Source organism: Gallicola sp. Sow4_E12, from assembly GCF_052116305.1.
In the GTDB taxonomy this organism is placed as follows: Bacteria; Bacillota; Clostridia; order Tissierellales; family Peptoniphilaceae; genus JBQKLI01.
In genome coordinates this window covers 17,822-37,938 of record NZ_JBQKLI010000001.1, presented here as the reverse complement: position 1 = coordinate 37,938, position 20,117 = coordinate 17,822, and the positions used below count along the sequence as shown (strand labels likewise).

General features: G+C 36.7%; 21 protein-coding genes. 2 read left to right on the top strand and 19 right to left on the bottom strand.

Translation table 11 applies throughout. The features are described from left to right. Nucleotides 1-4: 4 nt before the first annotated feature. The 7 genes from nuoF to ACTQ46_RS00160 all read right to left on the bottom strand — a co-directional run bounded on the left by nuoF (nucleotide 5) and on the right by ACTQ46_RS00160 (nucleotide 6,978). Nucleotides 5-1,879, bottom strand: coding sequence for an NADH-quinone oxidoreductase subunit NuoF (gene nuoF / locus ACTQ46_RS00190; RefSeq protein ID WP_441746474.1), 1,875 nt, complete (start codon nucleotides 1,877-1,879; stop codon nucleotides 5-7). 13 nt (nucleotides 1,880-1,892) lie between these two features. Continuing rightward, nucleotides 1,893-2,384, bottom strand: coding sequence for an NADH-quinone oxidoreductase subunit NuoE family protein (locus ACTQ46_RS00185; RefSeq protein ID WP_441746472.1), 492 nt, complete (start codon nucleotides 2,382-2,384; stop codon nucleotides 1,893-1,895). A gap of 139 nt (nucleotides 2,385-2,523) precedes the next feature. Beyond that, nucleotides 2,524-3,105, bottom strand: a complete 582-nt coding sequence (locus ACTQ46_RS00180; protein ID WP_441746470.1) for an HDIG domain-containing metalloprotein — start codon at nucleotides 3,103-3,105, stop codon at nucleotides 2,524-2,526. A 65-nt stretch (nucleotides 3,106-3,170) separates the two neighbouring features. Beyond that, nucleotides 3,171-4,847, bottom strand: coding sequence for a formate--tetrahydrofolate ligase (locus ACTQ46_RS00175; protein ID WP_441746468.1), 1,677 nt, complete (start codon nucleotides 4,845-4,847; stop codon nucleotides 3,171-3,173). A gap of 229 nt (nucleotides 4,848-5,076) precedes the next feature. Further along, nucleotides 5,077-5,802, bottom strand: coding sequence for a hypothetical protein (locus ACTQ46_RS00170; RefSeq protein WP_441746466.1), 726 nt, complete (start codon nucleotides 5,800-5,802; stop codon nucleotides 5,077-5,079). A 38-nt stretch (nucleotides 5,803-5,840) separates the two neighbouring features. Then, nucleotides 5,841-6,482, bottom strand: a complete 642-nt coding sequence (locus ACTQ46_RS00165) for a zinc dependent phospholipase C family protein (RefSeq protein ID WP_441746464.1) — start codon at nucleotides 6,480-6,482, stop codon at nucleotides 5,841-5,843. A gap of 34 nt (nucleotides 6,483-6,516) precedes the next feature. Next, the gene (locus ACTQ46_RS00160; RefSeq protein WP_441746462.1) at nucleotides 6,517-6,978 is read right to left on the bottom strand and encodes a hypothetical protein; all 462 of its coding nucleotides are present in this window, start codon (nucleotides 6,976-6,978) and stop codon (nucleotides 6,517-6,519) included. Between the two features lie 69 nt (nucleotides 6,979-7,047). Between ACTQ46_RS00160 and ACTQ46_RS00155 the strand changes: the two genes are divergently transcribed. After that, nucleotides 7,048-8,250: a tRNA(Met) cytidine acetate ligase gene (locus ACTQ46_RS00155; protein ID WP_441746460.1), complete on the top strand. Its 1,203-nt coding sequence runs from the start codon at nucleotides 7,048-7,050 to the stop codon at nucleotides 8,248-8,250. Here ACTQ46_RS00155 and map read toward each other — a convergent pair. The 10 genes from map to ACTQ46_RS00105 form a co-directional block, all read right to left on the bottom strand. Further along, nucleotides 8,247-8,999, bottom strand: coding sequence for a type I methionyl aminopeptidase (gene map / locus ACTQ46_RS00150; protein ID WP_441746458.1), 753 nt, complete (start codon nucleotides 8,997-8,999; stop codon nucleotides 8,247-8,249). The two genes, ACTQ46_RS00155 and map, sit on opposite strands and share 4 nt — an antisense overlap. Then, on the bottom strand, nucleotides 8,996-10,354 hold the full coding sequence (locus tag ACTQ46_RS00145; protein ID WP_441746456.1) for a hemolysin family protein: 1,359 nt from the start codon (nucleotides 10,352-10,354) through the stop codon (nucleotides 8,996-8,998). The genes map and ACTQ46_RS00145 overlap by 4 nt, the downstream gene beginning before the upstream one ends. A gap of 145 nt (nucleotides 10,355-10,499) precedes the next feature. After that, entirely contained in the window at nucleotides 10,500-12,509 is a 2,010-nt protein-coding gene (locus ACTQ46_RS00140) for a sodium-translocating pyrophosphatase (protein WP_441746455.1), read from the bottom strand. Between the two features lie 35 nt (nucleotides 12,510-12,544). Further along, nucleotides 12,545-12,772, bottom strand: a complete 228-nt coding sequence (secG, locus tag ACTQ46_RS00135) for a preprotein translocase subunit SecG (RefSeq protein WP_441746453.1) — start codon at nucleotides 12,770-12,772, stop codon at nucleotides 12,545-12,547. A gap of 62 nt (nucleotides 12,773-12,834) precedes the next feature. After that, a complete protein-coding gene (locus ACTQ46_RS00130) occupies nucleotides 12,835-13,314 on the bottom strand; it encodes an ATPase (protein ID WP_441746451.1) in 480 nt (159 codons plus the stop codon). 1 nt (nucleotide 13,315) lies between these two features. Further along, nucleotides 13,316-13,795 carry a pantetheine-phosphate adenylyltransferase gene (gene coaD / locus ACTQ46_RS00125; protein WP_441746449.1) on the bottom strand — a complete coding sequence of 160 codons (480 nt, stop codon included), beginning with the start codon at nucleotides 13,793-13,795 and terminating at the stop codon, nucleotides 13,316-13,318. Beyond that, nucleotides 13,773-14,351, bottom strand: coding sequence for a 16S rRNA (guanine(966)-N(2))-methyltransferase RsmD (gene rsmD / locus ACTQ46_RS00120; protein ID WP_441746447.1), 579 nt, complete (start codon nucleotides 14,349-14,351; stop codon nucleotides 13,773-13,775). Before rsmD ends, coaD begins: the two co-directional genes overlap by 23 nt. Nucleotides 14,352-14,364: 13 nt before the next feature. Then, complete coding sequence (recG, locus tag ACTQ46_RS00115; RefSeq protein ID WP_441746445.1) at nucleotides 14,365-16,389, bottom strand: ATP-dependent DNA helicase RecG; 2,025 nt, start codon at nucleotides 16,387-16,389, stop codon at nucleotides 14,365-14,367. A 75-nt stretch (nucleotides 16,390-16,464) separates the two neighbouring features. Further along, nucleotides 16,465-18,075, bottom strand: coding sequence for a DAK2 domain-containing protein (locus tag ACTQ46_RS00110; RefSeq protein WP_441746443.1), 1,611 nt, complete (start codon nucleotides 18,073-18,075; stop codon nucleotides 16,465-16,467). Between the two features lie 9 nt (nucleotides 18,076-18,084). Continuing rightward, on the bottom strand, nucleotides 18,085-18,444 hold the full coding sequence (locus ACTQ46_RS00105; protein WP_441746441.1) for an Asp23/Gls24 family envelope stress response protein: 360 nt from the start codon (nucleotides 18,442-18,444) through the stop codon (nucleotides 18,085-18,087). Nucleotides 18,445-18,629: 185 nt separating this feature from the next. Here ACTQ46_RS00105 and rpmB point away from each other — a divergent pair, with 185 nt between their 5' ends. Next, nucleotides 18,630-18,821, top strand: coding sequence for a 50S ribosomal protein L28 (gene rpmB, locus ACTQ46_RS00100; protein ID WP_441746439.1), 192 nt, complete (start codon nucleotides 18,630-18,632; stop codon nucleotides 18,819-18,821). A 28-nt stretch (nucleotides 18,822-18,849) separates the two neighbouring features. Here rpmB and ACTQ46_RS00095 read toward each other — a convergent pair whose 3' ends face one another. Beyond that, entirely contained in the window at nucleotides 18,850-19,491 is a 642-nt protein-coding gene (locus ACTQ46_RS00095; RefSeq protein WP_441746437.1) for a thiamine diphosphokinase, read from the bottom strand. Continuing rightward, nucleotides 19,488-20,024, bottom strand: coding sequence for an energy-coupled thiamine transporter ThiT (thiT, locus tag ACTQ46_RS00090; protein WP_441746435.1), 537 nt, complete (start codon nucleotides 20,022-20,024; stop codon nucleotides 19,488-19,490). The genes ACTQ46_RS00095 and thiT overlap by 4 nt, the downstream gene beginning before the upstream one ends. Nucleotides 20,025-20,117 lie beyond the last annotated feature (93 nt).

The window sequence follows — 20,117 nt, the reverse complement described above, 5'->3', positions numbered from 1 at the left end:
CCTCCTATCGTTTGATAACCGCTGCTACTGGACAAACTTCCATACAGTTGCCGCATTTTATACATTCTTCTGTTCGAATAACATGTCTTTCTTTCACTTTTCCATCGATACAGCTTACAGGACAGTTTTTCGCACATTTAGTACAACCGATACAAGCATCTGTAATATAGTATTCTAAAAGATCTTGGCATTGTCCTGCTGGACATTTTTTATCCACAACATGAGCTTCGTACTCGTCTCTGAAATAATGAATTGTAGAAAGTACAGGGTTTGGTGCAGATTGTCCTAAACCACAAAGACTTGAAATCTTGATCACTTGTCCCAAGTTTTCTAGAGCATCGATATCTTCTAATGTACCATTGCCTGAAGTGATTTTTTCAAGCATTTCAAGCATTCTCTTCGTTCCTTCTCTACAAGGAGTACATTTTCCGCAGGACTCTTCTACAGTAAACTCTAAATAGAATCGAGCAATATCGACCATACAAGTATTTTCATCCATTACGATCATTCCGCCGGATCCCATAATAGATCCTAGAGCTGCAAGGTTATCGTAATCGATTGGCGTATCTAGATACTCTGCAGGAATACATCCTCCTGAAGGTCCTCCTGTTTGAACAGCCTTGAAAGGTTTATCGTTAGGTATTCCGCCTCCTACATCGTATACAATCTCCCTTAATGTAAGACCCATTGGAACTTCGATAATACCAGTACGTACGATATCACCAGCTAATGTAAACAATTTTGTCCCTTTAGATTTTTCTGTTCCGATAGAAGAGAACCAGTCCGCTCCTTGGTAAATGATTTTCCAGATATTTGCGAATGTTTCTACGTTATTAATTAATGTCGGTTTTCCCCAAAGTCCTTCATTTGCAGGGAATGGCGGTTTGTTCCGAGGGATACCTCTTTTTCCTTCAATAGATTCTATTAAAGCCATCTCTTCCCCGCAGACAAATGCTCCCGCACCTAGTCTTAATTCAATATCAAAAGAAAACTCTGTTCCGAAAATATTATTTCCTAAAACTCCAAGCTCTTTTGCTTCTTCGATCGATTTTTCAAGTCTCGCAACTGCTGATGGATACTCAGCACGGATGTAGATATAACCTTGATTCGCCCCAATTGCATATCCTGCTATCGCCATAGATTCCAACACTGAATGAGGATCCCCTTCTAAGATAGAACGGTCCATAAATGCCCCTGGATCTCCCTCATCCGCATTACAAATAACGTATTTTTGATCACCTTGGGCATTTGCAGTAAATTCCCATTTTAATCCTGTTGGGAAACCGCCGCCCCCTCTTCCGCGAAGACCTGATTTTTTAATCTCATCTACTACATCTTGAGGAGTCATTTCTGTTACAGCTTTGTTTAAACCCTTATATCCATCTACAGCGATATACTCATTTAAACTCTCCGGATTGATCAAACCGCAGTTTCTATGAGCAATCTTGTATTGTTTGCCGTAGAAAGAAACTTCATAAATGGATTTCATCTGATCCGTTGTTAAAGACTCTTCATAGATTAATTCTTCTATTGTATTGTCGCCTAAAAGATCTTCTTCAGCGATTCTTTTGCCGTCCCCTTCTTGCAAACGAGCATAGAATTTTCCACCTGGGTATACGATAGCGATAGGACCCGCTTCGCAAAGACCAAAGCACCCTACTCTTACAACATCTATATTATCTGTTTCGCCTTTTTCTTCTATTACCGCACGAATTTCCTCTTCCACTACGTCGGAACGGGAAGATTTACAACCAGTGTCGCCGCAAATCAAAACCTGCTTTTTATATGTACTTTCAATACCTTCCCATTCTTCCTTACGATAGACCATCTTTGGAAGAGTTTCCTGTTGGATTTTATTTAAACCATCTAAACTTATCATTTTAGCCCCCTGATTATTTACTTCTGTATTTTTCTAAAATTTCTTCTATATCATTCGCTTTAAGCTTTCCGTACACATCGCCGCCAATAGTCATAACAGGTGCAAGACCGCAGGCCCCGATACATCTCGTAGCTTGCATAGAGAAATTCAAATCAGGTGTAGTTTCTCCTACAGCGATATTTAAGGATTCCATAACCTTTTCCTTAATCGCTTGAGAACCTTTTACATAACAGGCTGTACCTTCGCATACCCCGATTTCATATTTTCCTTTGGGTGTTAGGGAAAACTGAGAATAGAATGTTACTACCCCATAAATTTCAGATAAAGGAATAAACATTTTACTGGAAATGATTTCCTGAACCTCAAGTGGAAGATAGCCGAATAAATGCTGGGCTTGGTGAAGAACAGTCATTAAAGCACCTCTTTTATCTCTGTTGGCTTTAATCACGTCTTCTAGTTTTTCTAACTTTTCTTTATTTTCATCATAATCAAATTTAAACTCCATACTGACCTCCTTAAATCAATAAATAGATGTTCCAAATATGGAACATACCCCTTATATAATAATATAGAACAATACCTGTTTTGTCAATTTATTAATGGCTTAAAAACAGGTATTTGTCAAAGTTTAAACGATATTAGAACTATAATGTAAACGCCGCTTTTAGTCTATGATCGATGTTACTTTCAGAAACTTTTAACGCTTCCAATGTCTCTTTCATTAGCTCCTCTAAAGACCAGTTTAGCCGATCTGCCCCTTCTGAAATTACCTCTCTTGAACATCCGGCAGCAAATTTCTTATCTTTGAATTTCTTTTTTACAGATTTAATCTCCATATCTTGAAAACTTTTAGAAGGACGCATTAATGCTGCTGCACCGATTAAACCTGTCAGTTCATCTACTGCAAAGAGAACCTTTTCCATAAAATGCTCCGGTTTTGTGTCGGAAGCAATACCGTAGCCGTGGCTTGTCACAGCACGAATAAAATCTTCGCTGTAGCCTTCCTCTTTTAAAATCGCAGCCGCTTTCGAGCAGTGCTCTTCGGGATACTCTTCAAAATCTATATCGTGAAGAAGTCCAACATTCCCCCAAAAAACTTCATCTTCACCATGTTTTTCAGCAAAATATTTCATGACTTCATCTACTGTAATAGCATGCTTGATATGAAAGGGCTCTTTATTATATTTTTTTAAAAGTTCTAAACTTTTAACTGGATTTCTATCCATATATCCTCCTGATAAATAAAAAATAAGACTACCCTAGATGGATAGTCTTATTGATATTTAATTTCTTAGAATAAACCAGTGATTGTACCATCTTCTAATAAATCAATCTTTTCAGCAGATGGAACTTTTGGCAATCCTGGCATTGTCATTACTTCTCCAGTTAATGCTACGATGAAACGAGCACCTGCAGAAATTTTGATATCGCGGATTGTAACTTTGAAACCTTCTGGTCTTCCTAATAGGGAAGGATCATCAGATAATGAATATTGAGTTTTAGCCATACAAATAGGTACATTGCCGAAACCAAGTTTTTCCAGTTTTGCAATTTCTTTGTTTGCTTTTGGAGAATATTCAACTCCGTCTCCGCCATAAACTTTTGTAACAATTTCGTTAAGTTTATCTTTGATAGACATATCAAGCGGATATAATTGATCAAAGCTGTTTTCTTCGTCGCATAGACGAACAACTTCTTTTGCTAATTCTTCTCCACCAGCGCCTCCATTTGCCCATACATCAGATAAAGCAACATTAACGCCTAATTCTTTACATTTATCTTCTACTAATTTTAACTCAGCATCTGAATCTGTAGGGAATTTATTGATAGCAACAACTGCTGGCAAACCGAAGTTCTTTGTGATATTTTCGATATGTTTTAATAAGTTTGGAAGTCCTTTTTCTAATGCTTCAAGATTTTCAGGTCCTAAATCTTTCTTATCAACACCGCCGTGCATCTTAAGAGCTTTGATTGTAGCTACGATAACAACTGCAGATGGTTTAAGGTCTGCCATTCTACACTTGATATCTAAGAATTTTTCTGCTCCAAGGTCAGCACCGAATCCTGCTTCTGTAACTACGAAATCACCGAATTTCATCGCAAGTTTTGTAGCCATAACAGAGTTACAGCCATGTGCAATATTCGCGAATGGTCCACCGTGGATAAATGCAGGGTTGTGTTCTAATGTTTGAACTAAGTTTGGCTTGATAGCTTCTTTAAGAAGAGCAGCCATAGCGCCTTGTCCGTTTAATTGGCCTGCTGTAATGGGTTGATCGTCGCGAGTATAACCGATGATAATATCAGAAAGTCTTTGTTTTAAATCTTCTATTCCTGTAGAAAGACAAAGAATAGCCATAATTTCTGATGCTACAGTAATATCAAATCCATCTTCTCTTGGTACTCCGTTGCCTCTTCCGCCAAGACCGCAAACAATGCTTCTTAATTGACGGTCGTTCATATCAACGCAGCGTTTCCAAGTGATTTTTCTATTATCAATACCTAAAGCATTTCCTTGTTGGATATGGTTGTCAATAAGTGCTGCTAATAAGTTGTTTGCAGCTCCAATTGCATGGAAGTCCCCTGTAAAGTGAAGGTTAATATCTTCCATTGGAATTACTTGGGCATAACCGCCGCCAGCAGCTCCCCCTTTAACTCCGAATACCGGTCCTAAAGATGGTTCTCTCAATGCTAAAATCGTTTTTTTGCCGATTTTGTTTAATGCATCTCCTAAACCTACAACTGTAGTTGTTTTTCCTTCACCTGCTGGTGTAGGGTTGATCGCAGTAACAAGAACTAATTTCGCTTTGTCTTCTCTGTTTGCACCTAATTCATTGTAGTCTACCTTAGCTTTGTATTTACCATAAAAATCAAGTTCGTCTGCTGATATGCCAATCTTTTCAGCAACTTTTTCTATCGGCCACAGCTCGGTAGCTTGAGCAATCTCGATATCGCTTTTAAAATCTCCCATTTCTAATCATCCTTTCATAATTAAAATTCATTAATCAATTGTAAAATTCGTTTTCCCAAAATAAATTTTACTACTATTATTATAGTATAAATTAAATGATTAGGCAAAAAAAATTTGCTTATTCAGCGATTTCTTCAATCCAGGGCAAAACACTCCTAATTTTTAAATTTAGGAAAGCGTATTTTTCAATATTTATTTGCACAAAAAAAGCACCGTATAAAACGATGCTTTATTTATAGCGCTCTAAAACTCTGTCATTTACACCATACCATACAGCATTTGCTGCTGTTCTTAATAAAACATTAGTAAATGTGGACAAAACTCTTCGGTACATTTTATTTAAAAGTTTTTTCGATAAAAACACTTCGTCGTGAATATAGATTTTATTACTGTCATAATAAAACCGAAGCTGTTTATTCATCGATTTATTAAGCTGCATAATCTTAGGCTTCATGGTTTTTTCACAATAATTCTCAATTAATCTCAACGTATAATAGGCTGTATTGCTGTCGCTAAAATTTTTTAAAATTTCTTTTTTAAGCTTCCGCATTTTTAGATCATTGGTTTCATGATACAGTTTGCCTTTATCTGCTAAGGATGCCGCAGAATAGCGTTTTAGAACTTCTCTCTCCAAAAGATCTACGCCTTCCTTATAATTATATCCTTCCGTATAGTAATCCAAGTACAAAGATAATTCCATACGATTGATATCATTATGCACTCCCTGCAGTACAGCCGAGATTATAAGTTCTCTGTCCTCTCTATAGTACAGCATTCTCCTTAGACTCGTTCGGACACGATCGGTACAGACATATTTCGGTTTAAGCGTATTGCAATTTTGATTATGATCGATAATGGATAATAAAAGATCCATAGCATCTACATCGTCATGATATAGAAAACGTGCCTCTAATTCTTTTTTTATTTCTATATCCGTGTATTCAGATGCAGTCATTGCGGACTCCTTCAATATCTATTCGCTGCACTCAGCGATTAAAATACTAAGGATTTCGCCAAGCTTTCTTGTTTGTTCATTTCTAACACAACTTCAATAATGAAGTTTGTTATTTTTATATTCAAGGATAAGGCAAAATCTAAATCTCTTTGATAGTCTCTCTTAATAGAATATTCTTCAACTACTTGTTCAATATAAGATTTAACCATTTTTTTTAGATTGATTGATTTTCCATGGAATGGATCCATATCCTCTACTGTTAAAATATTTTTATTAAACTCATGATTTAATGCAACTTTTCCCAATTGACTTTCATATCGGACATGCTGACTCATAGAGTCTTTAAACGTCCATCTTTCTCTATGAGGAAGACATACATAGTCAGAAAGATAGTGGCTGATAACACCAATTTTTGTGCTTAATAATTTTCTGTTAATTCGGTCCAAAGCAGTATAATTTAAAAATTTGGAAATGTAAATCAAGTTGACAATCTCACTAGCAATAAAATCTAAACTTTCATCTTGGTAATGGCGGATTAATTTGTATTTAAGTGAAAAATCGGGAATCACAGAACTTTTTCGTATCACCTTTTCATCTAATACAATATGATGCTCATTTTTTATGTTTTTATTTATTTCGCTTGCTATAATTTTATGAGTTTGTGGGAAAATTTTAAACACGTCCTTTCTAACGTCTTACTCTATAATAAAGCAATCAAAGCCTGTTGTCAACGAATTCTCCCTTGCATAGATACAATAAAACATCCGTGTTTTCTCTTCTGTTTTTCTTTACTACATCGTTTAAAAGGGCTACATACTCCTGATCAAAAACCTTCTGAATATAAAATAAATCAATAGCTGCAGAGTGAATATTATACTCTGCGAGAATGTTAAATATTTGAAATAACATATCTTCAAATATTTTTTCAGCAAGAGGATGATCTCTTGTCGGAAGGACAGATAGCAAAACATAATTTGAGTACAAATCAAAACCAGGAACGATTTTAACTTCTCCTGTAGCGCATCCAGATTGTTTAATCAGCGGTTCTATTATTCTTTCTCCTGCTCTTTCAATCAAGCTTGTAGTCTTGTTTCCTAATAATGAATGATCTGTAAAAAACACAATACTTTGCGCCTCTGCTTCAAAAATATTTTTATCGGTAAAACGAATATCCATATGATCCCCCCTGAAATATACTGCTTCTCCTTAATTGTGTATAATAGAACAAGAATTAAGGAGGTTTTTATGAAAAACTATGCTATTATTGCTGAATATAACCCATTTCATTTCGGCCACTTGTATCAAATAAACATGATCAGAAAAATGGATCCGAAAGCGGTTATAATTGTTATTATATCAACTTTTTTTGTCCAGCGCGGAGAACCCTCATATCTCGACCCGAAATTTAAAACAGCCTCAGCCTTAAAAAACGGCGCAGATCTTGTTCTTGCACTGCCTTCGATTTATAGTCTCCAGTCCGCTGAACATTTTGCTTATGGTGCTGTCTCTATTTTAAATCGGTTTAAACATATTGACCACCTTGTATTTGGAGCTGAATCGGATTATTCTGAGCTCTATAATTTCGCCCGATTCCAAATGGATAATGGGCTATCTATTGACGAAAAGAGAATAGAATTTATGAAAGAAGGTTTGAATTTTAATCAAGGGTTGATTAAAGCCTGCTGTGCTATTGCCGATGAAAATGATATGAAAATCTCACAAGATCTTTTTCAATCCAATAATATACTCGCTTTGGAATATATAAAATCTCTGATTAAATTAAAATCCTCTATTTCTGCGATTAGTATTAAGAGATCAGGCCAACGTTATAACGATACTGAAATACTGGAAGAAAAACTTCCCAGTGCCACAGCTATTCGAAAGCATTTCAAAGAAGCGCCCGGAAAAGTGAAAAATATACTTCCGAAAGAAAGCTACTCCGGTCTAATCCAAAGCCGTTTTATCGATAAAAATACACTTTTTGATTTAATAAAGTATAAACTGATCATCGAAAGCATCCCTCTTGAAACTATAACAGGCTTTGAACAAGGTTTGAGCGGTCATCTTCGAAAAAATCTCATGAAATCATCCTCTTATGATGAGTTTATTGAAAACAGCACAACATCAAGATATCGCAAAAACAGAATCCAAAGATTTATAATCAATATGCTTTTGGATAACAAAAAAGTATTCATCGATCAATCTATAAGAGAAATACCTGAATGGGTGCGGGTGCTCGGTTTCAATAAAAAAGGCCAAGATTTTCTTCACTCTTCGAAAAACGAAAGCGACATGATCTTCTTGACCCAATATAAACAATATAATGCTTTATCCGATTTCGGAAAAAAACAATTTGATAAAGAGGTTGACAGCTGCAATCTATATTATTTTTCCAAGGATAATTTTGGAGATTATTTTCGCCAAATCCCCATAATTATAAAAGATTAGTCTTTTTGCAGCGTTAAAATCCTTGGACCGTCTTTTGTAATCGCTAGAGTATGCTCGTACTGGCAGGATAAACCTTTATCCACAGTACGGGCTGTCCAACCATTAGAATCCAGTTTGCTGTTCCACTTTCCAGTATTCACCATAGGTTCTATGGTCAGAACCATTCCTTCTATCAAACGCTGTCCTCTTCCTGCTTTTCCATAATGAAGAACCATAGGATCCTCGTGCATCTCTTTGCCGATACCATGGCCCGTAAAATCTCTTACGACTGAAAATCCCTGAGATTCTACAAAATCTTGAATAGCAAAACCGATATCTCCAAGTCTGTTTCCAACGACTGCCTGTTCGATACCGATATATAAAGCTTCTTTTGTTACATCCATAAGTTTTTTTGTTAATTCGGTAGGCTCTCCTACTTGATAGCTCCATGCGGAGTCTGCTAGAAAACCGTCTAATTCAACAACAGTATCTACTGTAATAATATCATGATTCTGCAGTTTATAATCCGTAGGGAACCCATGGCAGATCTCGTCATTCACTGAAGTACAGGTAGCATAAGGATAGCCCTGATAATTTATCTGAGAAGGAATCCCTCCATGGCTTCTTATATATTCTTCGCAGAAATCATTGATTTCCTTTGTAGTTTTCCCAACCTCGATAAAATCTCTTAACGCCTCATGCATACCGGAAACAATATCTCCAGCCCGATCCATTTTTTCGATTTCTTCCTCTGTCTTAATGATGATCAATCTGATTCCTCCCTGCTTTCATTTTCTTCGTCTGTATTTTCTTCATCCAGCAGCTCTATACGGACAGTCATAATCCGCTTGTCTTCTATTCTATGGATAAAAAAACGTGCATTCATAATTTCTATTGTTTTATGTTCCTCTTCTTCGGGAATATAACCCATTTCTGTAATCAATAATCCGCCTAAAGTATCAAAATCGTCTGAATTTTCATCGAAATCCGTTCCTAATTTTGAATTAATTTCCTTTATAGAGACAGAACCCCTTGCGTAGAAATTTTTCGAATCTATAATACGGATATCCGGCTCATCGTGATCGTATTCATCATCGATATCGCCTACGATTTCCTCTAAAATATCCTCCATTGTAACAACCCCGGAAAATCCTCCGTATTCGTCGATAAGCACCGCCATATGCTTCCTTGTTTCTTGAAGTTCTAAAAATAATTCATCTATCCCTTTTCTCTCCGGTATAAAATAAGCCGGACGAATCAGTTTTCGAAGATTCACTTTAGTAAAGCCGTACTGATAAGCATGAAGCAGATAATCTTTTACGTAAAGAAGTCCGATTATGTTGTCAATGTCCCCTTCATATACAGGGATACGTGAATATCTTAATTCTAGCATTTCCCCTACATATTCTTCTATAGGACTTTCCACATCGATCATAAATACTTCTGTCCGTGCGGTCATAATATCTTCTGCATATTTGTTGTCAAAATTGATCACTGAATTAATCATTTCTTTTTCCAAGCTATTGATAACTCCCTGCTCCTGACCCACATCAACAATCGTTCTTATTTCTTCCATCGTGATACGTTCTTCCATCTTTGTACCTGAAATACCAAGTATATTGCTTAAGAGTATCGTAATTTTTTGCGTTACGATTACAAAAGGCTTCATGATTTTTATAAATAGAAGAAGAGGAAAGGCAGCCACTGATGCAAAACTCTCTGAATAATGCATCGCAATTCTTTTAGGAACATAGACTCCGAAGATCACCATTAAAAAAGCCAGCACAAATATAACAGTAATAAATGCGATCACCGAGGGATATGGAATATTCCATGACAAGAGATAATCTCTCCACAAAGGATAAAAATAAACAAAAGAAGCACAGGCTGCTAAGAATTCTGTTAGGATCATACCTGCTTCCATACTTGCGATAGCTTTCGACGGTTCAGAAACCATTTGAGTCAGTTTTTTAGAGTTTCGGCTATTGTTTTTTTCGCTATTATGATGATATTTTCTTTTATTTTTAGAAACAACAAGAAGCTCTCCCGAAGCAAAAAAACCATGTGCAATAATTAAAAATAAAACGATTAAAATTTGTGAAATATAACTGGGATCTGGATCCATAATTTCCTCCTTAATAAAATAAAACTACTCTTATAATATCATATAAGATCTCCAGCTGACCAGAATCCTTTTCGACTTCAAAACAAAAAAAAGACTCTCCAAAACAGATGCGCTTTGAAAAGTCTTTTTTATTACATTAAATTCTTTAGAATAAGATTCCTCCAAGCTGAAGAATCAATGGTGCAAACACAAGAGAAACTACAGTCATTAATTTTATCAAAATATTTAAAGAAGGACCTGATGTATCCTTAAACGGATCCCCTACTGTATCTCCTACGACTGCCGCTTTATGGGCTTCTGAACCTTTTCCACCGAAATTTCCATCTTCTATATGCTTTTTAGCGTTATCCCATGCTCCGCCTGAGTTCGACATAAAGATTGCCATCAGCACGCCTGTAACTAAAGCTCCTCCTAACAGGCCTCCTAATGCTTCTGCCCCTAATAGGAATCCGACTAAAACAGGAGTAACTACTGCAATAACTCCAGGAAGAATCATTTGTTTCAAAGAAGCAGAAGTAGAAATATCTACACATTTTGCATAATCGGGAATCATAGTACCCGCCATTATCTCTGGATTCTCTTTAAACTGTCTTCTTACTTCCTGAATCATTTCATTTGCCGCTGTTCCAACAGCTTCCATAGTCAATGCAGAGAATAAAAATGGAAGCATTCCGCCGATAAACATTCCGGCCATTACCTGGGGCTGTCCAATATTAATCGCTGTAAGCTGTACTACTTCAGTATAAGAAGCAAATAAGGATAGTGCTGTTAAGGCTGCAGAACCTATTGCAAAACCTTTGCCGATCGCTGCAGTTGTGTTTCCTACTGCATCCAGTTTGTCTGTAATATCGCGAACACTTTCATCTAAATTTGACATCTCAGCAATACCGCCAGCGTTGTCAGCTATCGGACCATACGCATCAACTGCAATCGTCATACCGCATGTTGCAAGCATCCCAATCGCTGCAACTGCTATACCAAACAATCCTTCACGCTGGTTTAATGCACCGTTGTTTGATGTAAATGCGATAATTATACCGATTGCAATGATAATCAAAGGTGCTGCTGTCGACTTCATTCCTACAGCAAGTCCTTGGATAATATTTGTTGAACTTCCTGTTTGAGATTCTTCTGCCACTTTCTGAACTTCTTTTTTATCTCCTGAAGTATAATACTCTGTGAAAAATGAAATTAACAAACCGACAACAACGCCTGTTATTACACCGATAAAGGGTCTCATATTTCCTAATATCATAACAGAAAGGAAGTAGCTTCCTATAATTGTTAAAATGGAACTTGCATAGGTACCTCTATTTAACGCTTTTTGAGGATCCTTGTCTCCTTTAACCGTGAATACTCCTAAAATAGATGCGATTACACCTATGGCAGCTATTGCAATAGAGAAATAAACTCCATTGTTGCCATATGCGATCACCCCTAAAGTAATTCCTGAAAGAATCGCTCCAACATAGGATTCGAATAAATCCGCACCCATTCCGGCAACATCCCCTACATTATCTCCAACGTTATCAGCGATAACAGCAGGGTTTCTAGGATCGTCTTCTGGTATACCCGCTTCGACTTTCCCTACTAAATCCGCACCTACGTCAGCTGCTTTTGTATAGATACCGCCGCCGACTCTGGCAAACAACGCTATAGATGAAGCCCCGAAACTAAATCCTGTAACGATTGCAGGATCTTTGAAAATAAGATATACTCCGGTAATTCCTATAATTCCCAGCCCGACAACACTCATCCCCATAACAGTACCGCCTGAAAACGCAATGTCTAAAGCCTTGCCCATTCCAGAAGATCTTGCGGCTTCTGTAGTTCTGACATTTGCCTTTGTAGCCGCCTGCATGCCGAAATATCCGGCTAATACAGAAAATATAGCACCAATAATAAAACAAATTGCCATATATAAACTGATAAATACTGCTAATAATATTGCTACAGCAACAACAAAAATCAATAATGATTTATATTGGCGGGTAAGATAGGTCATAGCACCTTCTTGGATATATTTTGAAATTTCCCGCATTCGTTCGTTGCCTTCGTCTTTTTTTGTAATACTTGTGTACTTCAGCCCTGCGAAAGCCAAGGCGATAACACCGACGACAATTGCTGCAATTCCTACCATACTAAAATCATTCATTTTTTGACACTCTCCTTTTAATTGAAAACTAGCGATTATGCAATAATCGCTAGTGCTAAAGCTGAGACCATAAAAATAATCCCTGCTCCTACTACAATTTTATTGAGGAAGGTCTCTTTAGTATTGTGAGATCCCTGTCCTGCGATATTTGTAGATTCAGCAGATAGGGATGCTATCCCGTCAGATTTTGAATCCTGCAATAAAACAGCTATTATTACTGCAACACTGGCAATCGCAAGTATAATGGTAAATATTCCTTTCATGTGACACCTCCTCTTATTTATGTTTGTGATTATAACAGATCTATAGAGATAATAAAATAAATTTATTTATCTTTCTTTAATTCTTTTCTATTGTCCTCTAATACAATTAAAAGATCTTGGATTTTGTTTTGAGTGGTTGCAAGCATCTCGTCAACATAAGTAATAGATTGCATTTTAAGTACTCTTGCATTTTGTTCTGCTTTCGACACGATCTCTTCGCCGTATTTTTCTGCTTGTTTTGTAATATCATGTTCGTTAATCAAAGCTTCAAAACGTTTTTGAGCATCTTTATTCATATCATCTGCATCTTTTTGAGCACCCTTGCGAATTGCATCAGCTTCTCTTTCTGCTTCTGTTACAATTCTTTCTTTCTCTTCTGTTACCCATTGTGCTTGTTTAATTTCTTCTGGCAGCGCTTCTCTCATTTCTGTTAAGATTTCCAAAACCTCGTCCGCATCTACCATAACTTTCTTTGAAAAAGGCACCGTCGACGCCCCGTCCATTAAATCTTCCATCTCTTCAATTAATTGAATTAGATCCATTTTACTTCCTCCCATATTTTTCCAATAATTTTTTTGATACATTTTCCGGAACCAAAGATTCGAAATCTCCCCCGAAAGATGCAATTTCTTTTATTATACTAGAGCTTAAGAAAGAATACTCTCCATCAGCTACCATAAAAAAAGTTTCAATTTCATCATTCAACTCTTTATTCACTAAAGCCATCTGCATTTCGCTCTCATAATCAGTGACTGCCCGAAGTCCTCTAATAATAATACTGCATTCCAACTCTCTGGCTGCATCCACTGTCAGACTGTTGAAAGAACTTACAATAATATTAGGAATATTATAACAGGAATCCTTGATCATCTTCATTCTTTCTTCTACTGTAAATAAAGAAGACTTTCCAGGATTGTTAAGTATCGCAACGCAGACTTCGTCGAAAATTTTGGAGGATCTTTTTATGATGTTGAGGTGCCCGTTTGTAATAGGGTCAAAACTACCTGGATACAGTACTCTCATCTTGATCTCTCCTTCTTAGAAAATAAAGTCTTATATGCTTTCCGTATTTCTTTTCCTTAATACATTCGAAAACATCCAAGTCCAAATTAAGGTCTCCTCTAGACTCCAGAATAATTATACCATCTTTTTTAAGCAATGATAAGTTATTAATCTGTTCCAATGCATTATCGTAATATTCAATCTTATCAAAAGGAGGATCGATAAAAATATAATCAAAAGAAGAGTATCGGCTTTGAGAAATTTGATAAAGGTTTCTATTATAATCTCCTGAATAGATAGCACTTTTTTCTTCATATCCTACATGTTCCAGATTTTTCTTTATCGTGTTGATATTCTCTCTTTTATATTCAGAAAAAACAGCTCTGTCAGCTCCTCTAGAAAGAAACTCTATTCCGATTCCCCCCGAGCCTGCAAAAAGATCCAGTACCGCCGAACCCTCTTCGATTTCTGTCAATATATTAAAAAGAGCCTCTTTTACACGATCCTCTGTGGGTCTTGTTGATTCAGAAGGGGAAAATAACTTTTTCCCTCTTTTTTCTCCTGATATTACTCTCATAAATGTTCCTTTCTTAATTAAAAATTATATTTTCTGACAATCTATTTAAAAAACTTTCTGCTTCTTTGTATAAATTTTCAAAATTCTCTGTATACAAAAGATCCTTCTCTAAAATTTCCGAACAAGTTTCAGCAATCTTTCGAACCAGCTCTCCTTCGTTAAAAGGATCGGCTATTCGAAACTGGGGAAGTCCAGATTGATTCGTGCCTAATAAATCCCCCTCACCCCTTAATTCCAAATCTTTTTCTGAAAGCAGAAAGCCGTCTGTGGTCTGCTGCATAATTCTCATTCTTTCCCTTGAAATCATGCTTCTGCCTTCATGGATTAAGATACAATAGGATTCGCTGTCTCCCCGTCCCACACGGCCCCGCAGCTGATGAAGCTGGGACAATCCAAATCTTTCTGCATTATATATAACCATTATCACAGCATTTGGAACATTGATCCCCACTTCTATAACGGTAGTCGCAAGAAGAATCTGAATCTTGTTTTCTGAAAACTCTTCCATAATACGATTTTTCTCCTCGGCCTTCATTCTTCCGTGAATGACTCCCAACTTGAAATCTTTAAAATATTTTCTCTTGAGATAGATCTGCATCTTCTCAATCGACTTTAAAGGCAGTTCTTCATTCTCCTCAACTAAAGGACAAATGACATATGCTTGTTTTCTTTTTTCTAGATGATCGATCAAGAATTTCATAATCCTCTCTTCGATTGAAATTGGTACAGCATATGTCTTGATGGGTATTCTTCCAGGGGGAAGTTCATCAATACTTGAAACATCCAAGTCCCCATAAAAAACAAGGGACAAAGTTCTTGGAATAGGTGTTGCTGTCATAACTAATGTATCTGGACTTTCACCTTTCCCGGTCAATACTGCTCTTTGCTTTACACCGAAACGGTGCTGCTCATCGGTAATCACAAGTCCAAGATTTTGAAATTCCACATAGTCTTCCAACACTGCATGGGTCCCGATAATAAGATCAATATCTCCCTCTTTTAAACGCTGGATAATATCTTCTTTTTCTTTTTTCTTTAAGCTTCCCACTAGCAAAGCAGTCTTGACACCGAAAGAATCCAAAATTCCACAAACAGACTCATAATGCTGAGCTGCCAAGATCTCTGTTGGTGCCATAAATGCAGCCTGTTTCTGATTCAAAAAACATAAATAGATGGCAGCAACAGCTATAATTGTTTTTCCAGAGCCCACATCGCCTTGCACAAGGCGGTTCATAGAAATCGGCTTTTTCATATCTTGAAAAATTTCCTGAAGGACGCGTTCTTGGGCATGTGTCAAGGGAAAGTCAAGACTTCCAATCAACTCTTCTATTTTTTTATCATATACAAAGGCGTAACCTCTGCGTCTCTTTTTATTTTTAAGCATTTTCATAGCTAGCTGAACGATCAAAAGCTCTTCAAAAATTAAAGTTCTTTTCGCAGCTTTTTGGAAATGAAGAGAACTTGGTGCGTGGATTTCTCTATAGGCATGCTGTCGATCTAAAAGATTTTCTTTGAGGCGGATTTCCTCCGGAATTATATTCTCGATTTTTTCAATTTCCAATGCCTGGCAAATTATGTTTCGAAAATCTTTCTGCGTCAATCCTTTTGTCAAAGGATAGACAGCTGTAAAATTTCCTAGTTCCTTTTTTAAAGTTTTGTTTACTATAGGCGTCTGGAGATCTATACGATTGTTTTTTCTGCTGATTTTTCCATAAAAATAATAAACCTCTCCTATTTTTATCTTTGATTTCAAGTATGGCTGATTAAACCAGACTATCTGGCAGGAACCTGTATCATCTGCTGCTTTAAAGGTTAAAACAGATTTTCGACCGGAAAATCTGAGGTTTCCGCCATCGATTATTTTTAATCTTAATAAATATGATTTTTTATCTTCTGTTTGATTAACATGATATAATGTCGAGCGATCCTCATAACCTTTAGGATAATAATCCAGCAGATCTCTCGTATCGGAAAGAGATAGTTTCTCAAGGAACTGCTTTTTTTTAGGTCCAATTCCTTTTAAATTTTCAACTTTCATTAAAACTCCTAACAAAAAGCCTTACAAACTGTAAGGCTTTCTAAAATCTATTTAACTATTCAAACCTCTTCTTTCCTATTCAAAGGAAATCAAGTAGGAATATACAGGCTGGCCGCCTTCTACTACATCGATATCGAGATCCTCATACTCTTCTTCGACAAATGCTCTAAGATTCGCCGAAGTTAAGGAATCAGAATCTTCTCCACAATAAATTGTTACAATAGAAACATCATCGTCAATCGCTTTCTTGCAAAGTTCTTTGAACATATTCTCTATATCTGAGCCGCTGTTTATGATTTTGTTATCTAGAATACATAAATAGTCGCCTTTTTTTACTTTTATACCTTCAACCGTTGTATCCCGCACAGAGTAAGTTATCTGTGCTGTTTTGATTTCTACGATGGCATCATTCATATCTGCTTCGTTTTTCTCCGGCTCATTGTCTTCATCAAAGGCCAAAATAGCAGAGTAAGCTTCTGGGATAGAAGTCGTTTCGATGACAATAATGTTTTTATCGGAAAGATCTTTCGCTTGTTTTGCTGTTAGAATAATATTTTTATTATTCGGAAACACAAAAACATTGTCCGCATGAACTTCATCGATAGCTTTTAGTATATCTTCGGTAGAAGGATTCATGGTCTGACCCCCGGATATAATCTTATTTACTGAAAGTTCTGTAAATATCTTATCCAGGCCCTTTCCGCTGGAAATAGCAATAAAACCATATTTTTCTCTAGGTTTTGATTCCGTATTCTTTTTAAGCTCCTCGTCAGTAGCTAAGACATGCTGATGCTGTATTCTCATATTGTCGATTTTAATATCGCTTAGACTTCCCAACTGCAGCGCCTTTTCGATAACTTCTCCAGGATTATTTGTATGAATGTGGGTTTTAATCAAACCGTCGGCTCCCACTACAATCAAAGAATCGCCATAAGATGAAATAAAATCACGATAGGCTTCATAATCTTCATTCGAATGAATCATAAATTCTGTACAATATCCAAATTCAATATCCTGATCTGGCTGATGTGTTTCTTGAACTACTCGCTCTTTTCTTGTTTCTTTGATTAATGCAGGTGCTGTTTCATAGTGGATCATACCCTCTACAATATAACAAAGTCCTTGGCCGCCCGCATCGATTACACCGGCTTCCTTTAGCACTGGAAGCTGATTGGGAGTATTATCCAAGGCAATCTGTCCTGCTTCTAAGATGTCGTCGAAGAAAACAAAAATTTCATCATAATGTTCATAATTTTCTTCTGCGAATTCGCCCATCGCACGGATAACAGTTAGTATTGTACCCTCTGTAGGCTTCATTACAGCCTTATATGCTGTCTTATACGCATTTGAAAAGGCATCCTTAAGTGTTTCTATCTCCAAGGTGTCAGAATCGCCGCAGCCCACCGCAAAACCTCGAAGGATCTGGGAAAGAATAACCCCTGAATTTCCCCGTGCTCCCATTAAAGAACCGCTGCTTGCAGCTTTCGCAACTGTACCTGCTGTAAATTCCTCTAAAGCATTTATCTGTCTCGCTGCCGAACGCATAGTAAGGGACATATTGGTTCCAGTATCTCCATCTGGAACAGGAAACACATTTAGAGCATTTACTTCTTCCTTATGCACTTCTAGGTATTGGAAAGCAGAGATAAAACATTTGCTTAAAATTTCTCCATTAATATTTCTCATCTCTGCCTCCTATACATTTTGCATCCTCATATCTTGTACTAATACATTAATTTCATCTACAATCAAACCTGTCTGATTCTCAACATTAAAACGTACAGTGTCTATAATATTCTCGCATACTACAGCAATTCTTACTCCATATTCCAATACAACTGTTAAATCGATTGTAATTCGGTTTTCTTGAGTAGTAATCGTCACGCCTTTGCTCATATTGTCTTTTTTAAGCATTATGAGCAGACCGTCTTTTGCATTTTTATAAGCTAAACCCACAATACCGTACGTCTGCATTGCAGCATTGCTGGCAATTGTTGTGATTACTTGATCCGATATTGTAATGACTCCCATCTCATTGACCATTTTTGCAGCCATAGGAACCTCCTTGATGTTAATTTGTTTTCAATATATTCTTTATCTTATCTTAAAAAAGAATTCTTGTAAATACATTAGAAGTTCGGCTTTTCTGAAACTTATTGCATTTTTTTCTTGAAAGATAAAAAATGATTTGTTATAATATAGTTTGTTATTGAGTCAATTTAATCTTGGGAGGTGTAAGTATGTCTAAGAAATGCGAAATCTGTGGCAAAAGCAAGGTGTTCGGTAATAAAGTTACCTTTTCTCATAGAAAAATAAATCGTAGTTGGTCGCCAAATATTAGAAGAGTAAGAGCCGTAATCAACGGTGGAACAAAAAAAATCAACGTGTGTGCAAATTGCTTGAAATCTGGTAAAGTAGTTCGTCCACAATAAAAAACGTCTCATTCGTGAGACGTTTTTTTTATGCTTTCCTTTCGTTTGTTTGAATTATATAAGCCGTTCCTTCCGCAATATCAATATGTCCCTCTTCTTCTATTATATAGTTACTCACGCCCAAGGTACTGCCTAAAGGGATCTTTCTATTATCCAAAGGGTAATAGAAACCCTCTAGACTTGCAACTATGCCTAAAGGATCTGCCGGAACAACGGATAAAAACTCATACTCCTTTTTTAAGGACAGTTTCCCTTCCAAGACTTGAATTTTCATTAAATCATTTCGGAGTGTAATAGTAATTCCCGCTTTATAAAAACGAATCATCATAAAAAGATTCGCAAGACTATGATCCATCCGGTCTCCTACCCCTCCAAGAATCGTGATATTTTTGCAGCCTTTCTCTATAAGAAAGTCGATGCAAAGTTCAAGATCCGTATAATCTTTCTCCGGTGGAAAAGAGGAAACTGAAATTTTCTTTTCTTTTATAAAACTCTTGCCTTCCTTCGAAATGGAATCGAAATCCCCCAGCACTCTGTCAGGCACAACCCCATTTCTTAAATAAAACTCAACGCCGCTGTCTGCAGCGATTCGAAAATCAGACTGGTTATATTCTTCCATAAATACTTTCGGCGACGTAATCTCTCCTCCAGCTGTAATCAATCCGATCATTTTTTTAAACCCTTCTGAAGAGGCTTCCAGATCAAGAACAATAGAAGTATAGCAACAATGGTATTTACTGTAACGTATGGCCCGTTATATCCTGCTGAAGCAATCCAAGGATTTACATTTTGCGGCAGGGAGGAAGCAAAAAACACTACCCCTGAAACTACAGCAAATGCAAAGCGCATAAAAGATGCAAATACAATCATTAAAATATTTTTTAATTCCAGCTTATGATCCAAACCGCCATTGTTTCCAAATCCTGCTAAACCTAAAGCCCCATAGGCAAGGGGATAATCTAACAGTACTTGAACTGGATGGAAGAAAAAAGGATTTAGTATCCCGTCTAGTACTCCGTATAAAGCGCCGCATATAATCCCTGGAATACCGCCCCATCTAAGTGCATAGATAAATATAGGTACATAACCTCCTAAAGTGATGGATCCTCCATTTGGCATTTGAAATAATTTAATCTGGTTCAAAATTACAGCTAAGGCAATCATTACTCCGCCTTCTATCAACATTTTTGTCTTTTTATTCATAATATCTCTCCTTAAACAAACAAAAAGCCCATAGAAAATGGACTTTTTATATCACATTCCTACGCAGGTATTAACCTTACAGGTTCAAGGGTT